The organism is Humibacter ginsengisoli, from assembly GCF_054780095.1.
The window spans coordinates 1,027,895-1,049,278 of the sequence record NZ_BAAGWZ010000006.1; the positions used below are offsets into that span (position 1 = coordinate 1,027,895).

17 protein-coding genes are annotated in these 21,384 nt (G+C 66.5%); 1 reads left to right on the forward strand and 16 read right to left on the reverse strand.

Translation table 11 applies throughout. The features are described 5' to 3' along the window. Nucleotides 1-21: 21 nt before the first annotated feature. The 6 genes from iolD to ACYVI5_RS13135 all read right to left on the reverse strand — a co-directional run bounded on the left by iolD (nucleotide 22) and on the right by ACYVI5_RS13135 (nucleotide 7,451). Nucleotides 22-1,968: a 3D-(3,5/4)-trihydroxycyclohexane-1,2-dione acylhydrolase (decyclizing) gene (iolD, locus tag ACYVI5_RS13110; protein ID WP_460580549.1), complete on the reverse strand. Its 1,947-nt coding sequence runs from the start codon at nucleotides 1,966-1,968 to the stop codon at nucleotides 22-24. Next, nucleotides 1,965-2,870 carry a 5-deoxy-glucuronate isomerase gene (gene iolB / locus ACYVI5_RS13115; RefSeq protein ID WP_460580550.1) on the reverse strand — a complete coding sequence of 302 codons (906 nt, stop codon included), beginning with the start codon at nucleotides 2,868-2,870 and terminating at the stop codon, nucleotides 1,965-1,967. The genes iolD and iolB overlap by 4 nt, the downstream gene beginning before the upstream one ends. Nucleotides 2,871-2,918: 48 nt before the next feature. Further along, nucleotides 2,919-4,532, reverse strand: coding sequence for a CoA-acylating methylmalonate-semialdehyde dehydrogenase (locus tag ACYVI5_RS13120; RefSeq protein ID WP_460532381.1), 1,614 nt, complete (start codon nucleotides 4,530-4,532; stop codon nucleotides 2,919-2,921). A gap of 53 nt (nucleotides 4,533-4,585) precedes the next feature. Beyond that, complete coding sequence (locus tag ACYVI5_RS13125; RefSeq protein ID WP_460532836.1) at nucleotides 4,586-5,467, reverse strand: class I fructose-bisphosphate aldolase; 882 nt, start codon at nucleotides 5,465-5,467, stop codon at nucleotides 4,586-4,588. Between the two features lie 52 nt (nucleotides 5,468-5,519). Next, nucleotides 5,520-6,509 (reverse strand): 5-dehydro-2-deoxygluconokinase, encoded by a 990-nt coding sequence (iolC, locus tag ACYVI5_RS13130; protein WP_460580551.1) that lies wholly within the window; start codon nucleotides 6,507-6,509, stop codon nucleotides 5,520-5,522. An 81-nt stretch (nucleotides 6,510-6,590) separates the two neighbouring features. Further along, entirely contained in the window at nucleotides 6,591-7,451 is an 861-nt protein-coding gene (locus tag ACYVI5_RS13135) for a hypothetical protein (protein WP_460580552.1), read from the reverse strand. Nucleotides 7,452-7,568: 117 nt separating this feature from the next. Between ACYVI5_RS13135 and ACYVI5_RS13140 the strand changes: the two genes are divergently transcribed. Next, nucleotides 7,569-8,453 carry a DUF2268 domain-containing putative Zn-dependent protease gene (locus ACYVI5_RS13140; RefSeq protein WP_460580553.1) on the forward strand — a complete coding sequence of 295 codons (885 nt, stop codon included), beginning with the start codon at nucleotides 7,569-7,571 and terminating at the stop codon, nucleotides 8,451-8,453. A gap of 20 nt (nucleotides 8,454-8,473) precedes the next feature. Here the strand turns inward: ACYVI5_RS13140 and ACYVI5_RS13145 are convergent, their stop codons facing one another. The 10 genes from ACYVI5_RS13145 to ACYVI5_RS13190 form a co-directional block, all read right to left on the reverse strand. Further along, a complete protein-coding gene (locus tag ACYVI5_RS13145; protein ID WP_460580554.1) occupies nucleotides 8,474-9,304 on the reverse strand; it encodes a MerR family transcriptional regulator in 831 nt (276 codons plus the stop codon). Continuing rightward, nucleotides 9,285-10,934: an acyltransferase family protein gene (locus tag ACYVI5_RS13150; protein ID WP_460580555.1), complete on the reverse strand. Its 1,650-nt coding sequence runs from the start codon at nucleotides 10,932-10,934 to the stop codon at nucleotides 9,285-9,287. Before ACYVI5_RS13150 ends, ACYVI5_RS13145 begins: the two co-directional genes overlap by 20 nt. A 4-nt stretch (nucleotides 10,935-10,938) precedes the next feature. Beyond that, on the reverse strand, nucleotides 10,939-11,523 hold the full coding sequence (locus tag ACYVI5_RS13155) for a hypothetical protein (RefSeq protein ID WP_460580556.1): 585 nt from the start codon (nucleotides 11,521-11,523) through the stop codon (nucleotides 10,939-10,941). Next, entirely contained in the window at nucleotides 11,472-13,154 is a 1,683-nt protein-coding gene (locus tag ACYVI5_RS13160; protein ID WP_460580557.1) for an alpha/beta hydrolase, read from the reverse strand. Before ACYVI5_RS13160 ends, ACYVI5_RS13155 begins: the two co-directional genes overlap by 52 nt. Before the next feature lie 188 nt (nucleotides 13,155-13,342). Continuing rightward, nucleotides 13,343-13,525 (reverse strand): hypothetical protein, encoded by a 183-nt coding sequence (locus ACYVI5_RS13165; protein ID WP_460580558.1) that lies wholly within the window; start codon nucleotides 13,523-13,525, stop codon nucleotides 13,343-13,345. A gap of 67 nt (nucleotides 13,526-13,592) precedes the next feature. Further along, a complete protein-coding gene (locus ACYVI5_RS13170) occupies nucleotides 13,593-13,952 on the reverse strand; it encodes a hypothetical protein (RefSeq protein ID WP_460580559.1) in 360 nt (119 codons plus the stop codon). A 100-nt stretch (nucleotides 13,953-14,052) separates the two neighbouring features. Next, nucleotides 14,053-15,768, reverse strand: a complete 1,716-nt coding sequence (locus ACYVI5_RS13175) for an alpha/beta hydrolase (protein ID WP_460580560.1) — start codon at nucleotides 15,766-15,768, stop codon at nucleotides 14,053-14,055. 188 nt (nucleotides 15,769-15,956) lie between these two features. Further along, complete coding sequence (locus ACYVI5_RS13180; RefSeq protein ID WP_460580561.1) at nucleotides 15,957-16,232, reverse strand: hypothetical protein; 276 nt, start codon at nucleotides 16,230-16,232, stop codon at nucleotides 15,957-15,959. Nucleotides 16,233-16,238: 6 nt separating this feature from the next. Then, nucleotides 16,239-16,535 carry a WXG100 family type VII secretion target gene (locus ACYVI5_RS13185; protein ID WP_460580562.1) on the reverse strand — a complete coding sequence of 99 codons (297 nt, stop codon included), beginning with the start codon at nucleotides 16,533-16,535 and terminating at the stop codon, nucleotides 16,239-16,241. A 94-nt stretch (nucleotides 16,536-16,629) separates the two neighbouring features. Then, entirely contained in the window at nucleotides 16,630-21,051 is a 4,422-nt protein-coding gene (locus tag ACYVI5_RS13190; protein WP_460580563.1) for an FtsK/SpoIIIE domain-containing protein, read from the reverse strand. Nucleotides 21,052-21,384: the final 333 nt, after the last annotated feature.

Below are 21,384 nucleotides of genomic sequence, written 5' to 3' on the forward strand. Positions count from 1 at the left end.
TCCTTCTCGTGTAGGGGCGGCTCAGCCCAGCAGGGGCCGCTGGTTCTTGCGTTGTTCGACGTACTCGTCGTACGCCTGCTTGGTGCTCTCCAGCTCGGAGACCTGCGCGACCGGCACATCCCACCATCCGTCGCCGTCCGGTGCGTACTGGAACGGGTCGGAGTGGATGTGGATGAGCGTGGATGCCTGGCTCGCCTTCGCCGCCAGGACCGCGTCGTGCAGCCGGGCGACGGCATCCGCTCCCGGTTCGATCTCGATGACATCGACGCCGTAGCTGCGCGCGTTCGCCGCGAGGTCGACCGCGTCGAGCAGGCTGCCGGACTCGAAGTTGAGCTCGTCGCGGTTCAGGTAGCGGTAGCGGGTGCCGAACCGCTGCGAGCCGACGGTCTCGGAGAGGTGCCCGATGGAGGCGAAGCCTTCGTTCTGGATGAGCACGACGATGATCTTGATGCCCTCGGCTACCGCCGTAGCGAGTTCACTGTGCAGCATGAGGTAGGAGCCGTCGCCGACCATGACGATGACGTCGCGTTCATCGGCCTGCTCCGATGAACCGAGCGCGTCCAGACCACGCTTCACGCCGAGGCCGCCGGCGATCTCGTATCCCATGGTCGAGAATGCGTACTCCACGTGATACCCGAGCGGGTCGCGCACCCGCCACAGCTTGTGCAGGTCTCCCGGCAGCGACCCCGCTGCCTGTACGACGATGTCCCGCGGTGCGCTGGCGGACTGCACGGCGCCGATGATCTGCGACTGGCTCGGCAGCTTCTGGTCCGCTTCGCCCGGAGCAGCGGATGCCTGGAACGCCTCGTCGACGACGGCATCCCACCGCCGCTTCTCGCGTTCGATGCGCTCGGCGTACGCCGGCTCCACCCGGTATCCCCCGAGGGCCGGGAGCAGCGCGGTCAGCGTCTCGCGCGCATCCGCGACCACCGGCAGCTGTGTGCCGTGCTTGTAGGCGTCGAACGGCGCCACGTTGACGTTCACGAACGTGACGGAAGGGTTCTGGAACGCGGTGCGGCTCGCGGTCGTGAAGTCGCTGTACCGGGTGCCGATGCCGATCACCACGTCGGCCTCGGCGGCCAGCCTGTTGGCGGCGGCTGTTCCGGTAGCACCCACACCCCCCAGATACTGCGGGTGATCCCAGTTCAGCGCACCGCCACCGGCCTGACTCGTTCCGACCGGGATGCCTGTGGCCTCGACGAGCGCTCGCAGGGCGGTCTCCGCGTCGGAGTAGATGACTCCCCCGCCCGCCACGATGAACGGATGCCTCGCCGCGCGGATCGCGCGCACAGCGGCATCCAGCGCCCACCGCTCCGGCAACGGACGACGGATGTGCCACTCCCGGTCTTGCAGGAACTCGACGGGCACGTCGATCGCCTCGGCCTGCACGTCTTCCGGTAACGCGATCGTGACGGCACCGGTCTCGGCCGGGTCGGTCAGCACGCGCATCGCGGCGAGCGCGATGGAGAACAGCTGTTCCGGGCGCTGGACCCGGTCGAAGAACCGCGACAGCGGACGGAACGCGTCTGTCACCTGCACGCCGAGGTCGTGCGGGTGCTCCAGCTGCTGCAGCACCGGGTCGGCCACTCGCGTGGCGAACGTATCGCTCGGCAGGAGCAGCGCCGGCAGCCGGTTGGCCGTGGCCAGCGCCGCGCCGGTGAGCATGTTCGCGGCGCCAGGACCGACGGATGCCGCGGCGGCCAGCGTCGCCCGCCTGCGGTGCACGCGCGCGAACCCGACGGCCTGATGCACCATCGCCTGCTCGTTGCGTGCCTGGTGGTACGGCAGCAGAGTCGGCTGCAGCACGTTGTACTGCTTCAGCGCCTGACCGAGTCCGGCCACGTTGCCGTGCCCGAAGATGCCCAGGATGCCGGGCACCGTTCGCTCGCGCACGTCGCCGTCGACCGTCCACTGGTGGCCGAGGAACTCGACGAGCGCCTGACCGACCGTCATGCGTCTTCTCGTCATCGGTGTGCTCCGTTCTGCACGCTGCTGAGCCGTGGGTCGGGAAGGCGGCTTTCCCAAGCCTTGCGGATCCAGCTCTGCCGTGGGTCGTCGCTGATCAGCCATTCCCGCTTCTCGCCGGGGCCGGCCATCACGTTGAGGTAGTACAGGTCATACTCAGGGGCCGCCGCGGCCGGGCCGTGGTAGCCGAACGGCACCAGCGCGATGTCGCCGGTTCGCACCATGGCGCCGGTGTCGATCTCGCCCGCCGGCGAGGAGTACGCGGCGAACGTGCCGAAGGCATCCACGTTCTCGGGCGCGTTCAGCCCCGAGTGCGGTGCTGCCTCGAAGTAGTAGATCTCCTCGAGCCGGGACTCGTGACCGGGAACATCCTCGTCGTGCTTGTGGGCGGGATGCGACGACCAGTTTCCCGCCGGCGTCACGACCTCGCACGCGATGATCGCTGCGGCATCCAGAGCGTCTGGCGTGCCGAAGTTGTGCACCTGCCTGGTGTCACGTCCGGCGCCCCTGATCTCCACCGGAACGTCGGCCTTCGGCAGGTAGACGCTCGGCTTGCGCACGGTGGTGACGGCTTCGGCGATCGCGACGCGCCCACCGGCATCCTGTGCGCTGATGCGCAGACCCTCGCCGCACCCCACGTAGAGCGCGTCCGTCGGCCCGTCGAAAACGCCGGCGCGACCTTCGAGCTCCGTCGCGGTGCCCTCGTGCTCCACGCGGAAGCCGCCCGAGAGCGGCACCACGATTCGCTCGAGGTCCGCGGCAGGCAGCTCTACGCCCCTGCTGTCGATCTGAGCGATACGGATGCCCGTGTGCCGCCATCCGTCGATACTCCCGTCGACCACGGCCTCCCACGGGCCCGAGCTCAGCGCTCCACGGGGAAAGAACCACTCATTGCGCACAGCCATCGTGACGCGATGCCTTTCGTTCGTCGATCGTTCTGCGGGAGGTCTCGGTCAGTCGTTCTGCGGGAATCCGAGGTTGATGCCGCCATGCGTTGCCGGGTCGAGCCAGCGACTCGTGACCGCCTTCTCCCTCGTGAAGAAGTCGAACCCGTGCACGCCGTACGCTTTCGCGTCGCCGAACAACGAATTCTTCCAGCCGCCGAAGGAGTGGTATGCCACCGGGACCGGGATCGGAACGTTGATGCCGATCATGCCCACCTGCACCTCGCTCTGGAATCGGCGGGCCGCACCGCCGTCGTTCGTGAAGATGGCGGTGCCGTTGCCGAACTGGCCGGAGTTGATGAGGTCGATGCCCTCTTGGAACGTCTTCACCCGCACCACCTGCAGCACCGGGCCGAAGATCTCCTCCTGGTAAGCCCGGGAGCTGGTCGGCAGATCGTCGATGAGGGTGGGGCCGAAGAAGAAGCCGTCCTCGCCGCCCTCCACCGAGCAGGAGCGGCCGTCGACCACGATCGTGGCACCATCCGCCTCGGCGATGTCGACGTAGCCCGAGACCTTCTTCTTGTGCTCCGCCGAGATGAGCGGTCCCAGGTCAGGCTCCCCATCGGGGCCGCCGACTCCGTTTCCCACCCTCAGCCGTTCGATGCGCTCGGAGATCTTGCCGATCAGCTCGTCGGCCACAGTCCCTACGGGCTCGGCCGTCCCGTCGCTTCGCGACGCGCCGGAACCGGCCCGTGGGGGCCCATCGACCACGAGCACCACCGACACCGCCATGCACCGCTCGCCGGCGGCGCCGTATCCGGCGTTCACCGCCTGGTCGGCGACCAGGTCGAGGTCGGCATCCGGCAGCACCAGCATGTGGTTCTTCGCCCCGCCGAGCGCCTGCACCCGCTTGCCGTTCCTCGCCGCGGTCTCGTAGATGTACTGCGCGATCGGAGTCGAGCCCACGAACGAGATCGACTGCACGACCGGGCTGTTCAGCAGCCCGTCGACGGCGAGCTTGTCGCCCTGCAGCACCGTGAAGACGCCATCCGGCAGCCCGGCCTCCTTCCACAGCTTCGCGATCCACAGCGAAGCGGAGGGGTCCTTCTCGCTCGGCTTCAGCACGACGGCGTTGCCCGCCGCGATCGCCACCGGGAAGAACCACATCGGCACCATCGCGGGGAAGTTGAACGGACTGATCAGCCCGACCACGCCGAGAGGCTGCTTGATGGAGTACACGTCGATCCCGGTCGACGCTCCCTCGCTGAACTCGCCCTTCGTCAGGTGCGGGAACCCTGTCGCGAGTTCCACGACCTCCTGGCCGCGGTTGATCTCACCCAGTGCGTCCGAGAGCACCTTGCCGTGCTCCGAGGTGATGATCTCGGCGAGTTCGCCCTTGCGTTCGTTGAGCAGCTCACGGAACTTGAACAGCACCGTCAGCCGCTTCGCGATCGAGTACCGGCTCCACGCCTCGAAGCCGCGCTGAGCCGATGCGATCGCGGCGTCGATCTCCGACTGGTCCGCGAGCGCGACCCGCTTCGTCTCCACGCCGAGAGCCGGGTTGAAGACTGGAGCGGTGCGTCCGCTCGCCGACGGGTACTCCGCGCCGTCGATCCAGTGCGAGACGATCGGCAGCTCAGCACCGGTTTCCGTTGGGGCGAGAGTCTCAGTGGTGTTCGTCATGGTGTTCCTTTTCTTGCACTTCAGGTCAGGGCTCACGAGCGCGGCGGATGCCGTCAGCGCCCGTGCACGAGAGCGGCGGCGATGTCGACGGCCTGCGCCACATCGTCGTCCTGCGGGTACAGCAGCGTGCGACCGACCACGAGGCCGTGCACGCCGGGCAGCGCCAGGGCGGATGCCCATGACGCGTAGGTCTCGTCGGGATCGGCATCCGAGTCACCGCCCAGCAGCAGCGTGGGCAGGGTCGTCGCCTGCATCACCCGCTCCATCTCCGCCACCACCGGAAGCTTGAGCCAGGTGTACGACGAAGTGGCGCCGAGACCCGACGCGATCGCGACCGAGGTGATGACGGCATCCGTCGAGAGGTCGTTCACGACGCGCCCGTCGACCCACTCGCTCATGAACGGTTCGAGCAGGATCGGCAGGCCGGCACGAGCCGACTCCGTCACTGCACGCGCGGTGTCCTCGAGGATGCCCGCCGTAGCGGAATCCTGCAGGTTCACGCGCACGAGCAGCTTGGCGGCATCCAGTCCCGAGCGCACCATCGAGTCGACGTCGTACCCGGTGAACCGGTCGTCCATCTCGAACGCGGCGCCGCGCAGACCGCCCCGGTTCATGGAGCCGACGGCGATCTTGCCGTCGAGCGCGCCGAGCAGAGCGAGGTCTTCGATCACATCCGGCGTGCCGAGCACACCGTCGACGCCAGGTCGCGACAACGCAAGGGCGAGGCGCTGCAGCAGGTCGTACCGGTTCGCCATGGCGAGCGGGTTCGTTCGCACCCCGAGAGCTCCACGGGCGGGATGGTCGGCGGCCACGATGAACAGCCGCCCGTCGCCCCGCACGAGCTCGCGGCGTGTGCGGGCCTGAAGCGTCGTGGCGATGGATCCCGGATCGCGCTGCCGCGCGGCCCTGAGCCGGGCGAAGGCATCGGCACTGATCCGGGCGTCGTGCGCTCCCCCAGCGTTCGCGGTACCGGCAAGGCCGGCGAGGTCAGACACGGACACGGTCGGCCTCCTCGATGAGCTCGTCCACCTCCGAGGTGGTCGGCATGGCCGTTGAGCACTCACGCCGGCTGGCCACGATCGCTCCCGCCACATTCGCGAAGCGGATGACACGGCGCAGGTCCCAGCCCTGCAGCAGCCCGTGGCAGAGCGCGCCGCCGAACCCGTCTCCGGCGCCCAGGCCGTTCACGACCTGCACCTCGAACGGCGGTACCTCCACCGTCTCGTCGCTGGTCTTGGCGAGCACACCTCGTGGTCCCTGCTTCACGACCGCGAGTTCCACGCCCCGCTCGAGCAGGGCATCCGCCGCACGGTGCGGGTCTGTCTCGCCGACCGCGATGGCGCACTCCTCGCGGTTGCCCACGGCCACCGTCACCTGCTCGAGCGCGCGGCCGACCTCGGTCGTTGCCGCCTCGGGCGACGCCCAGAACATCGGACGGTAGTCCAGGTCGAGCACCGTGAGCGGTTTCCGACCACGGGCATCCCACGCCACATGGTGCGCGGCGCGGCTCGGTTCTCGGGAGAGGCCCGTCACTGTCGCCCAGAAGATGCGGGCCCTGCTGATCCGGTCGAGGTCCAGGTCTTTCGGCGTGATGGTCAGGTCGGGCGCGATCGGCTCCCGGTAGAAGTAGAGCGGAAAGTCGTCGGGCGGGAAGATCTCGCAGAACGTGACGGGCGTGTTCAGCTCCGGAACGGTCTTGACGAAGCGGTCGTCGACGCCCAGTCGCGTCAGCTCCCGATGCGCGTACCGTCCGAACGGGTCGGCGCCCGTCCCGGTGATCACCGCGCTGCGCAGGCCGTGGCGTGCGGCCGCGATCGCGACATTCGTCGCGCTTCCGCCGAGGTACTTGCCGAACGTCTGCACCTCTTCGAGGCCGACGCCGTCTTGCAGCGGATAGATGTCGACCCCGATGCGGCCGAACGTGATCAGGTCGAAGGCCGCGTCAGCGGGCGACGGCACGCCGTCCCTGTCGGTCATGTGCAGTGCTCCCTCGTCGCCGATGTCCTGTGTCAGCACAGTATCACCATTTGTGCTGACAAACTAACATGAGGCGACAACCTAATCGGCAAACGGCCCCGACTTCCAGCTGATCGTGCCATCGGTCGCCCAGATCACCGTCACCGCGAACGTTCCCGTGCGGATCGCGGACGCGACATCCGTTGTCAGGCTGAGCCCGTGCCGAGCGATGTCGTCGAGGGTGCCGCAGGTCGCCGCCGCACGACCGGCATCCGCGACCACGACGAGGCAGTACTCGCCGTCGAGGCGGCGCGCGGCGTAGATGGCGTTGCTCTCGTTCGTGTTCACAGTCCCGGTGACCAGATGAAAGGACGTCGCGTCGAATCCCCGAGTGGTGTCGGCGGCGAGATCGTCGACACGCGGCGTATTCGCGAAGTACCGGGTGACGGCAACGAGCGTCGCCGCTTCGTCCCCGTCGCCGGGCCGCGAGGCGGGGAAGCCACCGCCTTGTACGGCGACGGCCCCATCTGTGCTCGCGGGATGCGGCGCTCGATCAGTCGCCGCTTCGACGCCGACCGTGAGTGCGACGCCGAGCACGAACGCACCCACCGCTGTCAGGTACGGCAGCGCCCTTCGCATCCGATCGGCCCGTCGCGGGTGCGTGACCCAGTCCGTGGTGAACGGCTCGTCGTCGGGCCCACGGATGCCCGCCCTTGCCACGCCTGCACGGGCGTCGCTCTGTAGGTCGCGCGCGCTCGTGCCGTCCTGCTCCGCGTCCGCCGCACCACAGTAGACCGCACCTTCGCCCTCGTGGGCGTGCACCCGGTCGTACTCGGCTAGCGTCCACTGGCTCGGCGTCATGCGCACGGTCTCACCGGTGGCCGGATCCCGATGCTCTTCGGTCGCCTCTGCCGCACCCTCGCGAGAGAACACGCGCTCGAGAAGCCGTCGCCGCTCATCCATGATGCTTGACCTCCGCTCCCGGAGCCGTCGCGACCAGGCTAATGTCGCGGGCGCTCGGCGTGTGGCCAGCGTCACGTGACTTGACCCTGACGCAACGTCAGCCTTTAGCGTGATGGCATGACGATCACGATGCTGGACACAGCGACCGGCACGGCCGCCGTTCTCGACGCAGAACCGCAGGACCGCGCGCAGAGACTGAACGCCATGCTGGCACCCACAGCGGGCATGTACCGCTACTTCCCCGGCGAGGTCGATCTCGTCAGGATGCATGCGATGAGCTTCGGGTTCCCCCTCGACCGGTCTGAGGAGACGGTTCGGCGAGGGCTCGAGCAGTTGCGGACCGCGGATGCCTGGGGCCGGTTCGAGCGAGCGCTGGGGAACGCCGTGGAGGTGCAGGCAGCCGCCGTTCCGCACCTGAACGTTCCGGATCTGACCGTCGTGCTCATTCTGGGTGATCCGGATGACGAGCACTTCATGAAGGAGGTCAGGGGTCTGAGCGGCAACGGAAGCGTGACCGGCTACCTCTCACTGACGATCTGGCCGACGGAGGAGAATCTCGACCGCCTGGAGGCATCGGCCGTTCACGAACTGAACCACAACCTGCGGTACGCGCCCGGCGGAGTCGTCTGGAACTCGGCGACGGTGACCGCTGGGGAACAGATCGTCTCCGAGGGCCTGGCGGATGCATTCGCCCGGCAGCTCTACGGCGACGAGCGCGGATACACGCCGATCGCACGGCCGCACCTGAACGACGACGCGGTGTTCGAGAAGGTGGTCTCCGGGCTGGAGGTGACCGGAATGCAGAACTTCGCGGCATGGGTGCTCGGCGACGCGACGGCCGTGCGCTTCGGAGCGGAGCCCGTCGGTCTGCCCACCGGGGCGGGATACGCAGTCGGGAATCGGCTGGTGGACCGATACCTCGCAGCGACGGGCCACCGGGCAGCTGACGCGCTGCACACCCCGAGCCGCGAGATCATCGACATTGCGCTCGGCCGCGCCTGAGCGGTCTCACTCCTGCCGTCTCACTCCCAGACAGCGGTCTCCGGGTCGATGCCGTGCGCGCGAGCATCCGCTTCGATCACCTCGCGCATCCAGAAGGCGAGGCCCGGCTCGACGCGGTCGTAGTATTCGGCGAAGCCCGGCTCGGCCGTGAACATCCGTGCGATCAGCACCTGCATCGATCGGGTGCAGTGGAAGTACGTGCTCATCGCTTCTCTGTGGCGGGCTGCCAGCTCGTGCATGCCCGCGCTGGCGGGGTCGGCTCCCGAGCGGCGTGCTTCGGCGAATGCCTGGATGACCGAGTCCATCGCCGCTGTGGCGTCACGCCACTCCTCCGGTGTGCGCATCGCAGAGCGCTCGGCGAACTCCGCCCACTGAGGAGAATCGCCCCACCGCTCCCGGGCCCCGCGGGCGTGCGCTGGATCCCAGTCGGCGCCGAACGTTTCCGCTTGTTCTTCTTCGGTCAGAACGACACCGTGCTCGTCGGCCGCGAGCATCCGGTCGACAGAGTCGGCGACCGCCTGCAACTGCAGGATGCGGGCATCCAATTCGGCGCGACGCCGCGTCAGCTCCTCGCGGCGCTCGGCCGCGGGGGCCTCCAGAACCTCGCTGATCCGGGCGAGCGGTATACCGAGCTCCCGGAGCAACAGCACCCGGCGAAGCCGTGCCTGGTCCGCCGCCGAGTACACCCGATATCCGGCAGGAGTACGTGCGGAGGGAGAGGCGATCCCCAGCCGATCCCAGTGGTGCAAGGTACGGACGCTGACTCCGAGGTCATCCGCGACGACGCCGACGGTGCGTTGTGCGTCGGCGTGCTCGCGGTAAGGGCCTGCGTCAGCGGATGCCGACGGCACGACGCGCGTTGATCGTCTTGACCTGCGACGGCAGCGTGAACACATCCACGAGCGTGCCGAAGCCGAACAGGCCGAAGGTGATCAGCCAGAGGATGCCCCGGCCGATCTTGCCGATGTAGAAGTGCTGGATGCCCGCAACGCCGACGAGCGTGAAGAGCATGAGCAGGTAAGCAGTGCCGGTGCTGCGAGGCGGCAGAGGCGGCCCGTATCCGGCCGGGGTCTGCGTCACGTACACGTTCGTCGGCACGGGGCCGGCCGGCGGCTGCGGTGATTGGTCGCTCATGAGTGGATCGTATCTTTCTCGGCACCCTGAGCCAGCCGCTCCTTCGAACTGACGAGGATGAGCGCCGCTGCCGTCGCAATGAGACCGGCCCAGGCGAGCCAGACATCCAGGCCGAACGCGGAGATTCCGAGTGCCGGGATGATGAACAGCACCGAGGCGATGATCGTCGCTGCGCGCCCTGTGAACCGCAAGGTGCCCTCGGGTGGGATGCGTTCGAAGCGGCCGAGCCATAGGGAGAGCATCAGCACACTCCCGAGTACGACGACGAAGAACACGGGCCTCGTCCACCACCACATCGGAGACCCGGGGAACGGCAACAGCACCGGAACGAGAAGGCTGATTCCGGTGAGTGCGACGATCGTCGGCAAGTGCCACAGGTAGATCGTCATCAGCCGTGAACCGAACGCGAACACGATCGCGCATGGGCCTCGTGTTCATCAGTGCCTGCAGCGGACGATGCAGCAGAGTGAGCATCGCGGCTTCGGCGATGCCGAGCAGGGCCAGCGGGACCGTCGGAGGCCATTGGTCCGAGAGCAGGTTCCACGAGTAGCCGGCGACGGGCACCAGGCCCACCGCCACCGCGAACGCGGCGAGGATGATCGCGGCGAGGGAATACCGGCGCTGCCGGGCGAACCATCCGTCGTACATCACGAACCCGAGTTGCTGGCAGAACAGCCACACGAACGCCACGTTGGGAATCCCGAACAGCTCGTTGCCGAACCCGAAGCCGCTCGTGCCAAGGAAGGGAACGTGCCACACTCCGATGACGATCCGATACCGGAACAGGTCGACCGCGATGGCGCAGCCGAGCAGAAGCACGAGCGGCAGCCACGGATTGCGCTGATGCCAGCGGATCATCACCGGCGCAAGAGCCTGCACCACCATGTATGCGGCGAGAAACCACAGCGGTGAGCCGACGCCGATGACCACTGCGCCAGCGAGCTTCTGGATGCCCGACCCCAGCGGCAGAGCGGTGATGGCGGTCAGCAGTTCCGCGAAGAAGACGAAAACCACCAGCGCAGGGCGGGCCAGGCGCTGCAGTCGCACGCGCACCAACGCCGCCGAGTCGGCTCCCCTGCGCTGTGCCGAGCGCCAGCCGGCGCAGGCAGCAAACCCGCCGATCACGAAGAACAGCGGCATGATGTCCGCGATCCAGCTCGCAACGTCGAACCAGCTCTGACCCTCCACCGTTCGCTGTACGACGATCGTGCCGTTCAGAGCGACGCCTACACCGGTGAAAAGGATGTGCACGATCACGACGACGAAGACGCACGCAACACGAGCCAGGTCGAGCGTGAGATCGCGCCGCTGAAGGATGTCAGTCTGCGATGGGGCTGCGGAGGTCATGCCGCTACAGGTGTTTCCCGGTGTTGAGGTAGTAGCTGTCCCCTGGAACGCACCGGCCGGTGGCACTGAAGTCTGCGTAGTCTTTGCCCACACTGAACTGGAAGAGGCGTCCATCCGGATAGCTTCCGGACAACCAGGCAGGGTCCGACAGAATCAATCGCGGCGGGGTCAATGTGGGCTCACTGACCACCTTCGCCCTGTGACCTTTCGACGCCCACAGCTCCTGTACCTGCTTTACAACAACGTCCGGCTCGGCCTGCAACGGCTGCGCTCGGCGCTGTGCGCCGAGGTCAAAATACGCGTGTGCTTTACCCCCTTCTGGAGTGCAGTCGCTCCAATCACCTTCTAAGCTCCAATTGCCACCGACTAGCTTCGCCGTGGCGTCATACAGATCCATAACCTCGGCCTTCGACTCCGCAGGTGTCATTTCATGAACCGTCGCTTTCGATGTCGCCGACGAATGGTGTTGTGGTACGACCGTCGTGCAGCCGGCCAGGAACAAGGCTGCCGCAATCACAGTCACGGAGAGCGCTTGCCTCATCGAGTTGCCGTTCCGCCATTGCTCATGAGGCCCCACCAGCCATCCCATCCCCCACGCCCGTCCTTGATTTGCATCCCAAATCGATCGGATGGAGTGTCACCAACGGCGATCTGTGCCCCTTGACCCATGGTGGCCCGTGCAGCGTTGAACTGTGCTGTCGTGTTGTCATCCAGATAGCTGTATGAATGGTTACCGCTCGCGTGGGCGAAGGGCCCGTGCTGTGTCACGGGGTTCAGCGTGATCCCGTTCACCTTCGAGTATTCCGAGCTGAAGTCATGCGAGCCGAATGAGGAAGCTGTGGGGTCAGCCCGAGGGTTCCCGGCCACGTCCGCTAGGAAATGACCGCCATTCGCCCACCCGTCGTGGTGCGCCTGAGTGGCGAACACCTGGCCGGAGGGAACGTTCATGGCAGACGCGTTCGGCACTTCCGGTGCGATACCGGGCGACCCAAGGAGAACCAGATGATCCGCGTGCGACTTCGTCAGCGCGAGGGCAGCCACATCGGTTCCGTAAGAGTGGGCGATCACAGATACATCGACGGTGGATCCATTGTGTACTGCGTAGATCCCGTTCAACGCGCCTTCCAATCGCGGAGCCGCTGCCATCGCATTGCTGTCAGTGAAGACCTGTGCGAAGGACAGGTCATCCATTGGCGGGTGATATCCCAACCATGCCATTACCGCAATGTCAGACTGGTCCACTCCCGATACTGCCCGCTGCTCCTTACGCATCTCTTGAGCAGCGTTCGTGTAGTCGCCAAGATTCTCTGCGACGCTGGTGTTCATCCCAGGAACGATGAATGACACGTGCGACGAGTGGTCGAGATCCCCGACTGCGACTGCCGCGAGCGGAGGGATCGTACCCACGTCCAGCGATACAAGTTCATGCGGAACGGATCCGTGTAATCCCGCACCGACCGCTGCCTGCACCTGCTTCAGCGCTTTCAGTTCATCCGCATTGCGGGCTGGATCCTTCTCGTCCTCGGCGATTCGCTGATTCAGCACGACCTGGTTCGCCTTGTCCCTGGCCCAGTATGCGACACCGTTCAGGTTTCCGATGATGGCGGGAATGCCCGCGATCAGCGCCGCCTGCGCGTCGGACGGGACGTAGGTTCCTGTGGCAGGGTCCGTCTGCGGACTGTTCATGCTGTTCCACCATGCGGCGACCTCTGTCGGGTCGGCCTTGGCGATCTTGCCCGCCAGCTCCGGATGCGCCGCCAGCAGTGCCTGAAGCTGCGTCGGAGTCAGCCCGGTCAGCATGTCCAGGATCTGGTCCGGCGTCTTCCCCGACATCCGGCCACCACTGAGCTTCCAGGTCGCACCGAGCACGTTCACACCCGTAACCGCATCAGCGCACGCCTTGTCCGCTTGCCTGCGCTGGGTGACCAAGTCGTCCCACTGCGTTTGGATGCCCGCCAGCCGGGACTGCGAATCCGCGATGTGCACCCCCACCCGGTGCGCCTTCCGCACGTCCTCCTCAGCCGGGTTCGGCATCCGGGTAGCACGAGCCAGCGCACTCTGCTGCTTCGTCAAAGAGGCCAGATGCGCCTGCTCGGTGGACCGCAACCGCGTCAGCGTCCGCTGCTGATCCTGGATGTGCTGCACCTGCGCAGCGTACGTGTACAGTGCGCTCGCCTGCGCATCCAGCCCGTCCGCCAACGACAGCACCTGCGGCAGCACGGACCCCACAGTGCTGGTGAACGCGACCTGCGTCTTCCCCACCCAGGCGCCACTCGACGCGTCGGAAACTGCACCGCTCAGCGACTGATGCGCACTGCGCAGCTCCGCAGCCTTCTTCGACCGGGCATCCGCAAGCGCCCTGATACCCCACGGCTCACCCGCACCCGGATCTGCAACGTTCACACCCATCAGAACGCCCTCGCCAAAGACGCGTCAGCACCTACGAGCTCGGTCGCAGCTTCCGCGGGCACCGAACCCGCCTGCTGCAAACTGTCGGCCACAGCGCCGGCGCACACCTTCTGCTGCACACCCGCATCGTTCAGCGCGGAAACGACGTCTGCCGAGCCGAGTACACCGGCGCCCGCCTGCATCACCGTCTCGTCCAGGCGAACCGTCCCGGGTTCTGCACCGTTTCCTCTTGAGTTTGGACGAACGACATCAGGGCACGCAGCGGGAGACTCCGGTGATGGCGTACCCGGTCGTGTAGCCGAGAAAGCCGATACGATCAACCGATCCACCTGTCCCACTTACCTCTGGCTCACGGGCATGGCCTCCGGCATGCGTCACAGTCACCTTGAGACCGTGTTTCTTCCACAAGGCCGCTACCGTTGCAGCGTCCGCATCCGGGTCTTTTCCGACGTTTCCGGCCATCAGGTACGAGTACATGACCTTACCGTCGTCGACCGAGCAGTCTTCCTCGTAGGGATCCTGCACGACCTTCCAACCGCCGACTGGTAACGACTTCACGGTCTCGTCCACGAGATCGACCACATTCGCTTTCGCTTGCGCACGACTCATCTTCGGTTTCCCTCCCCCACATCCCGACAAGATCAGCACGACCGCCACAGCAACAGCAGCCGCCGCGACCCCGCGACCGCGCATTACTCTCGTGGTTCCGCTAATACGCATGGGGAGGCCCGGCCTTACCGACATCGATCAGAACCTGTTCCAGCACAGTGGGTGGCTTTGGAACGTACGGAGTAAGCCGGTCCGGGTGACCCGTGGTGGCGTTTGCCACATTCTTGAGCGATTCTGTCTGCGGGTCGAGGTACCCGGTTCCGGTGCTGGGCACGTCGGTGGCATGATCCGTGACGCCCTTCAGGCCCGAGACGCCGTCAGCGCCGAACGTGGTGGCCCCGAAGCTCGCGTCCACGGGATTTCCCGTATGGCCGGAACTCAGATCCCGTCCCGTCCATGCCCATTCATCTCCCATGTTGGGTTCTACCAATGGCAGAACATTCCGCGCTTGGCCGGCGAACACGTGGTCGGCGTGGATCGCTGCCGCGTTCGGAACACTATCGGGCATGCCCGCGGAACCAAGACTGACGAATGTGTTCACGTGCGCCCCCGGCTGCGACAGCGCCAACGCCGAGGTCGTCGACCCGTACGAGTGCGCCACCACATTCACATTCGCAGCACTTCCGGCACGTACAGCATCGAAACCCGACAGCGACGCGTCCAACGCCTTCGCACCCACCTGAGCATCATGCATATCAAGCACGCTGAAGTCAGGATCGGCACCGCTTGGCACCGGCGGGGTCTTGTAGCCGATCCACGCGACCACCGCATGATCCCCGTGGTCGCCAGCCTGATACTGTGCACCCCAGATGTTCTGGGCGCTTTGGGCCCAGCCTTTCATGCTGCCGGCGTCGGTTCCCATGCCAGGAACGGCGTACGTGACATTGGTCGCGGTATCCAAGCTCCCGACAGAAACTGCGGCTAGCGGCGGAACATCGTCGGACAACTCGATCAAGTAGCGGGCTGGCCCAGTACCGTCAGTCGGCTTCAGCGCATTCAGGATGCTCTGCAGATCCTGAACCTCGGTAGCGGCAGCTACGTACGCGTTCGTATACGCATCCTGCACACCCTGACCGCCGAGGGACGCCCACAACGGCGGGAACTTCGGCGTCTGCGCCAGTTTCTTCTGCGCGTCCGCAATCTTCTCCTTGAGCGTGATGCGGTTGGCGTCATGGCGTGCCCAATACGCGACCCCGTTGAGATTGCCGATGACGGCAGGGATCGCACCGATCAGCGATTGCTGCGCGTCCGACGGTTTCTCCTGACCCGAACTGTTCATGCTGTTCCACCACGCGGCGACCGCTGTCGGGTCGGCCTGGGCGATCTTGCCCGCCAACTCCGGATGCGCCGCGAGCAGCGCCTGAAGCTGCGTCGGAGTCAGCCCGGTCAGCATGTCCAGGATCTGGTCCGGCGTCTTCCCCGACATCCGGCCACCACTGAGCTTCCAGGTCGCACCGAGCACGTTCACACCCGTAACCGCATCAGCGCACGCCTTGTCCGCTTGCCTTCGCTGGGTGACCAGGTCATCCCACTGCGTCTGGATGCCCGTCAACCGCGACTGCGACTCCCCCACCCGCACACCGAGCCGATCCGCTTTGCGGATGTCGTCCTCGTTCGTCACGTACGGGGCGCGATACGCCTTCGACGCCTCATCGAACTGCGACTGCAGCGACGCCAGATGCTCCTGCTCGGTGGCCCGCAACCGCGTCAGCGTCTGCTGCTGATCCTGGATGTGCTGCACCTGCGCAGCGTACGTGTACAGTGCGCTCGCCTGCGCATCCAGCCCATCAGCCAACGACAGCACCTGCGGCAGCACCGACCCCAACGTGCTGGTGAACGCGACCTGCGTCTTCCCCACCCAGGCGCCACCCGACACGTCGGAAACCGCACCGCTCAGCGACTGATGCGCACTACGCAGCTGGGCAGCCTTCCACGACCGCGCATCCGCAAGCGCCCTGATACCCCACGGCTCACCCGCACCCGGATCTGCAGAATTCACACCCATCAGAACGCCCTCGCCAAAGACGCGTCAGCACCTACGAGCTCAGCCGCAGCTTCCGCCGGCACCGAACCCACCCGCTGCAAACTGTCAGCCACAGCACCGGCACACACCTTCTGCTGCACACCCGCATCGTTCAACGCGGAAACGACGTCTGCCGAGCCGAGTACACCGGCGCCCGCCTGCATCACCGTCTCATCGAGGCGTGTCGACTGCGCAGCGGCCGTCACCTGTGCCGACACCTGGCGCAGCGACGCCGCGTCGACCAGAAGATCAGCCAAGGCCCGCTACCGGGACAGGCGAGACGCCAGCTGCGAGTCCACCTCACCGAGGGTCTGCGCCGTGGTCCGCAGGAACTGCGCCAAGTCGTTGAGGCCGCCGATCGTGTTCTGGGCACCCGACGTGAACCGGTTGTAAGCATCCGAGAACGCTCCCGACGACTTGTCCGTCGTGAACCCCGCCGACACGAGAGCCGAAATCTGCGCCTGTAGCTTCGACAGCGTCGTGTTGATCTCGTCCCGCCCGGCGACCAACCGATCGGCGTTCGAGTTCAACTCTTGATACGACACATTGATGTTCGACACGAAACGATCTCCTCACCCAAACAGGTGGCACTTCCATGGCGCCGGTAGACAGCGTAGCCCACGGAATAGACGTCCGATTACATTCCAGAGTCCATCAGTCGGCGGGATAGGCCACCTGCACTCGGGTGATGCGCCCGGAGTCCACGAGGATGCCACGACCAGGAGGAAACTCCGCTCGCGTCACCCGAGGGAATTGTGTGCGGAACAGCGTCAGCCCGTCGCCCTCCTCCGGCTGCAGAACGATGCCGGCGCGTGCGGTCTTCAACTCCGTGTAGAGCTGCCACGCCGCTGGTGCCGTGATCGTGTCGGCCTCCGCAAGCACCAGCGCGTCCGCCCGTCTGGCCGCCTTCAACAGGCGCGCCACCGTGCCCTCGGCGGGGAGCTCTGCGAAGTCCCCGGCGTTCTCGACCACGAGAAGCAACTCCGACGGATCCGAGGCGCGGCTCTCCAGCAGCGCCGCCAAGCGACCGGCGAGTTCATCGGCGGAGTCCGCATCAACGGATGCCTCAACCCAATTCGTCGTGTCAGCCAGCTGGCTTCGTCGTGCGACAAGGAGGTACGGCGCCAACTGCGGTCGGGCCCGGAGCAGCGCCTGGACGGCGGTGCGCATCGCTGTGGTACGGCCGGAGCCGAACGGACCGGTCACCACGAATAGACCATCGGTGGGCAATGCGACCGGTGCGAGCGATTCGTCGCTCAGACCCAGAACCGGGGCGCCATCGAGGGCAGAAGGCAGATCTGTGGCCTGTATAAGCGAAGGCAGTCTCCTGACCGGCTCGGCCGGCGCGACTCGGCTTGCTCGCAATTGTTCGGCAAGGGTCTCGAACGCGAGGGCGTGCTCGGCCAGGTCGGGCGTTCCTGAGGGCACCGCGAACTGCACCTCGTGACCGTTCACAAGGGCCCGTCCGACCGGTGCGCCGTGGAGCACGTCGGCCGGCACTCCCGCCGCGGCGTATTCCGTTTCGCTCGCCAATCGCATCACGACCCGCTGACCGATCGTCGCGCTCAGCCCGGTGGGGAACGCGCCGGATCGGTCCGCAGTCATCACGAGGTGCACGCCGAGCTGTCGCCCCACGGATGCGACGCCGAGGAAGCGGTCGAACAGGCTGCCGGCGCCGTCGAACTCGTGCTCGGTGCGGAATGCGCCGAATCCGTCGAACAGCACGACGATGCGCGGCAGTAGCGTGCCGGACGCGGCGCGGTATTCGGTGAGTGTCGACGCATTCGCTGCCGCGAACGACGTCGCACGCCGCTCGACCTCGTCGGCGAGCTGCCGGAAGAGGCGGCCCACCCGCTCCCGGTCGGTCGCGGCGATGATCGCGCCCACGGTCGGGAGCGACACGAGCATCCGCAGCCCGCCACCTGCGAAGTCCAGTCCGTAGAGCGCGACGGCATCCTCTTCGGCTCCCGACGACAACGCGAACCCGATGGTGCGCAACAATGCAGACTTGCCCGCACCACCCGCGCCGATCACCGCGACGTTTCCGTGTGCGTCCCAGTCGATCGCGAAGGGACGCTGTTCCTGAGCGGCCGGGTCGTCAAGTACGCCGACAGGTAGGGACGCGGGCGCGCTGTTCTGCAATGACTTCAGATCGATCACGGCCGGCAGCGGGTCCAGCCATGGCTTGCGAGGCACGGCCACGCGCCGGGCATCCGCTGCGCGGGCGATCATGCCGGCGAGCTGCTCGATGTCTCTGCTTCCGCTTGCCGTCGCGCCGCGGATGGATGCCTGCCAGGTGTCGCCGGGGCCGAACGGCAGGTCCTGGATCTGCACATCCGGATCGACCGGTCCTCGTCGCGTTCGTCCTCCGAGGTAGGCGGTCTGAAAGTCGTGTACCCTGCCGGGACCGAGCTTGGCCGCCGCTCGGCCTGGCGTTCCCGGGTCGAAGAATGCGGCGACGGGGCTGCCGAGCACGTCTACGCTGTCCGTCTCATCCGCGACCCGCAATGCGACCCTCAGGTTCGTGTTCGCCCGCAAGGAATCCTTGATGACACCGGATGGCCGTTGGGTCGCCATCACGAGGTGCAAGCCCAGGGAACGGCCCCGTTGTGCGACGTCGATCACCCCGTCCACGAACTCCGGCACCTCTGTCGCCAGCGCCGCGAACTCATCGATGACGATCAGCAGCACCGGCGGCGCATCCGGGTCGCTGCGACGCTCGAGGGCCTGCAGATCCTTCGCTCCCTTCACGTTGAGCAAGCGTTCGCGGTACCTGAGTTCCGCTCGCAAGGATGTCAGTGCTCGCCGAACGAGGTGCGGTGTCAGGTCGGTGACCAGACCGACCGTGTGTGGCAGGCCGACACACTCTGCGAACGCGGCACCACCCTTGTAGTCGACGAGGAGGAACGTCGCCCGGTCAGGTGAGTACTCGGTGGCGATGCCCATCAGCCAGGTCTGCAGGAATTCGCTCTTGCCTGCCCCGGTGGTTCCGCCGACGAGAGCATGAGGGCCGTGTTCGCGAAGGTCGAGCGCGAACGGCTCGCTCGGGCCCTGCCCGACGACGGCGCGGATGCCTCCGGGCTCGCGGGGTGCGCCGGGGATCCATCCCACGGTGAGACTGTCATTCTTCACCCAGCGCTGCACGATGGCACCTGCGTCGCCGAGCACGTCTCCTTCGTAGAGGTCCACGAACGACACGCTGTGTGGCAGGTCGGTCTCGTCGAGCACCCGCGCTCCGGTGTCCGCGAGCGGGGCCAGCGAGCGCGCGGCCGTCGACGCGGCGAGCACGTCGACGAGTTCTGGCTTGTGTACACGCACGGTACGCCCCGATCGGACGAACCCGACCTGAGCGCACCCCGTCGTCTCGTCGACGTCGAGGTAGGTGCGACATGACACCGGCAAAGCCTTCACTGAGGCCGCCAACCACACGAGGAACACGCCAGCGTCGGGCCCTTCTTCCGATAGCGCGACCAGTCGCGACCTGTCGGCCGGCGCGTGCTCAGCCACGAGTACCACTACGACCGGGGTCGCCGGAAGCTGTTCGACCGCTTTACCGTGCTCCACGTCCAGCGGCTCGGTCTCGTCCAGCCGCGACCTCACCTGCTCGCCACGACCAGCTCCCGCGGCACGGCGAGCCGCCACGAGTCCCTCCAACTCCGACAGAAGCGTCCCCGCGGCCTGGTAGTCCGACGCCAGGCCCGCCGACCGGAGCGGGCTGTACGGGGAGTCGACGTGCGGAAGCCACTTCAGCCACTCCCACTGATCGATCGCCTCCCCCGCGACCATCGCGGCGACGACGAGGTCGGCGGGCGAGTGCAATCCGGCCAGCTGAAGCATCAGCGCTCGTGCAGCATCCCTCGCCCAGATACCGCCGCCGGCCACCCCGACGGCTCCCGCGCGCTCGAGGTTCTCCACCACCGGAACCGGTTCGACCGTCTCGAATTCCTCCGCGAGCTGCTCCACCCGTCGCCACTCGTCGGGGCCGCCGTTCTTCGAAGGCAACTGAACGGTGGTGCGTGATGGCAGCGCGCCGACCCCGAATCTGACCTCGAGAAACGTCGTGTGCTCGGGCTTGCGCGTCCACAGCAATGGCGATCGTTCGGCAATGGCGGAGAGCGTCTGCGCAGTCGACGGCGACTCCGCCGTGCGTGCGGCCAGCTCCTCCTCCCGCGCCGCCGTCAGTTGCTCGCGAGCGAGAGCGATGCCCTCTTCGAATCGCTTGCTCTCGTCGCGGCGACGGCGCTTCGCCTGCAGGCGACCATCCACCCAGGTGCCGAACATGATGATGGGCGACAGCGCCACGAAGATCAGCGAGTACAGCTGGCGGGTCACGAAGAACAACACGAAGCCAAGCACGATCGGGGCCACCACGGCCAGTACCGGGAATCGAGGTCGTTCCCCCTCGCCGGCAATCTCCGGAAACACGACGTGCTCCCCGCGGTAGGCGGGCTCGACCCGCGGCGAACGGACGAAGCCGGCCGCGTCGTCCGTCACCGCAAGTTGCCCCGGTGAGGCCAGCGGCAGAACCTGAAGAACGGTGTCGCCCACCTGGATGTTCGTGCCCGGCGTCACAACCGCGCGATGCACCAGACGGCCATCGACGTGTACGCCGTTTGCTGAGTTCACATCCGATACGGTGATCGATTCGCCGACTGTGATCACGGCATGGCGTCGGGACACAACTTCGTCGTTGGCCAGAAGAACCTGGGCCGGTTCCGCCCGCCCCACGACGTTCGCGCCCGCGGTGAGCGTGAATTGCGCGCCGGCATCCGGCCCCGACGTGACACGCGCGAGGGCGGCGGAGACCGCCGCGACGTCGTCGCCCCCGCGCCGCGATCCCATCGGAACGACCTCCACTCGGCAACCTGACCGCAGCCCGGAATCGTGGATGAGCGCGCCCGGGTTCAGGAGCCGCCACTGGAGCCGGCCTGGATACTCGACGCGTAACGTCGTCGGGCCCTCGGCTGACGGAGCGAGCCGTGCCGCGACATCCGCGACGGTGGCGGTCACATCCGCGGTCACCAGGACGTCTCGTTCGGTCGCACCGGCGACGACAACGGACAGCTTCAGCCTCACGCGTTCCTCCCGAGTCCCGGACGAGAGTCTAGGAGATGGACCCGTGCCAAGATGAACGCGATCGTCTATTGGAGACGGTGGCCGGCCGCGGTGCCCCTGGAGGGACTCGAAAACTCGGACAGGCCTTTAATCGCCGTTGGCGAAGGCTCAGAACCCGCGGAATTATGCGCCTTGGCCTCATAGAGATGACTGAGATCACATACGACCGCGCGCGATTGTGGGCAAATTGTGGGCAAAACGGGGATCTCGCAACTCTGATATATTGTGATGTATCAGGACATCTCTGACGTTTCTGCATCAGGACATCTCTGACGAACGGTGTATCAGGACATC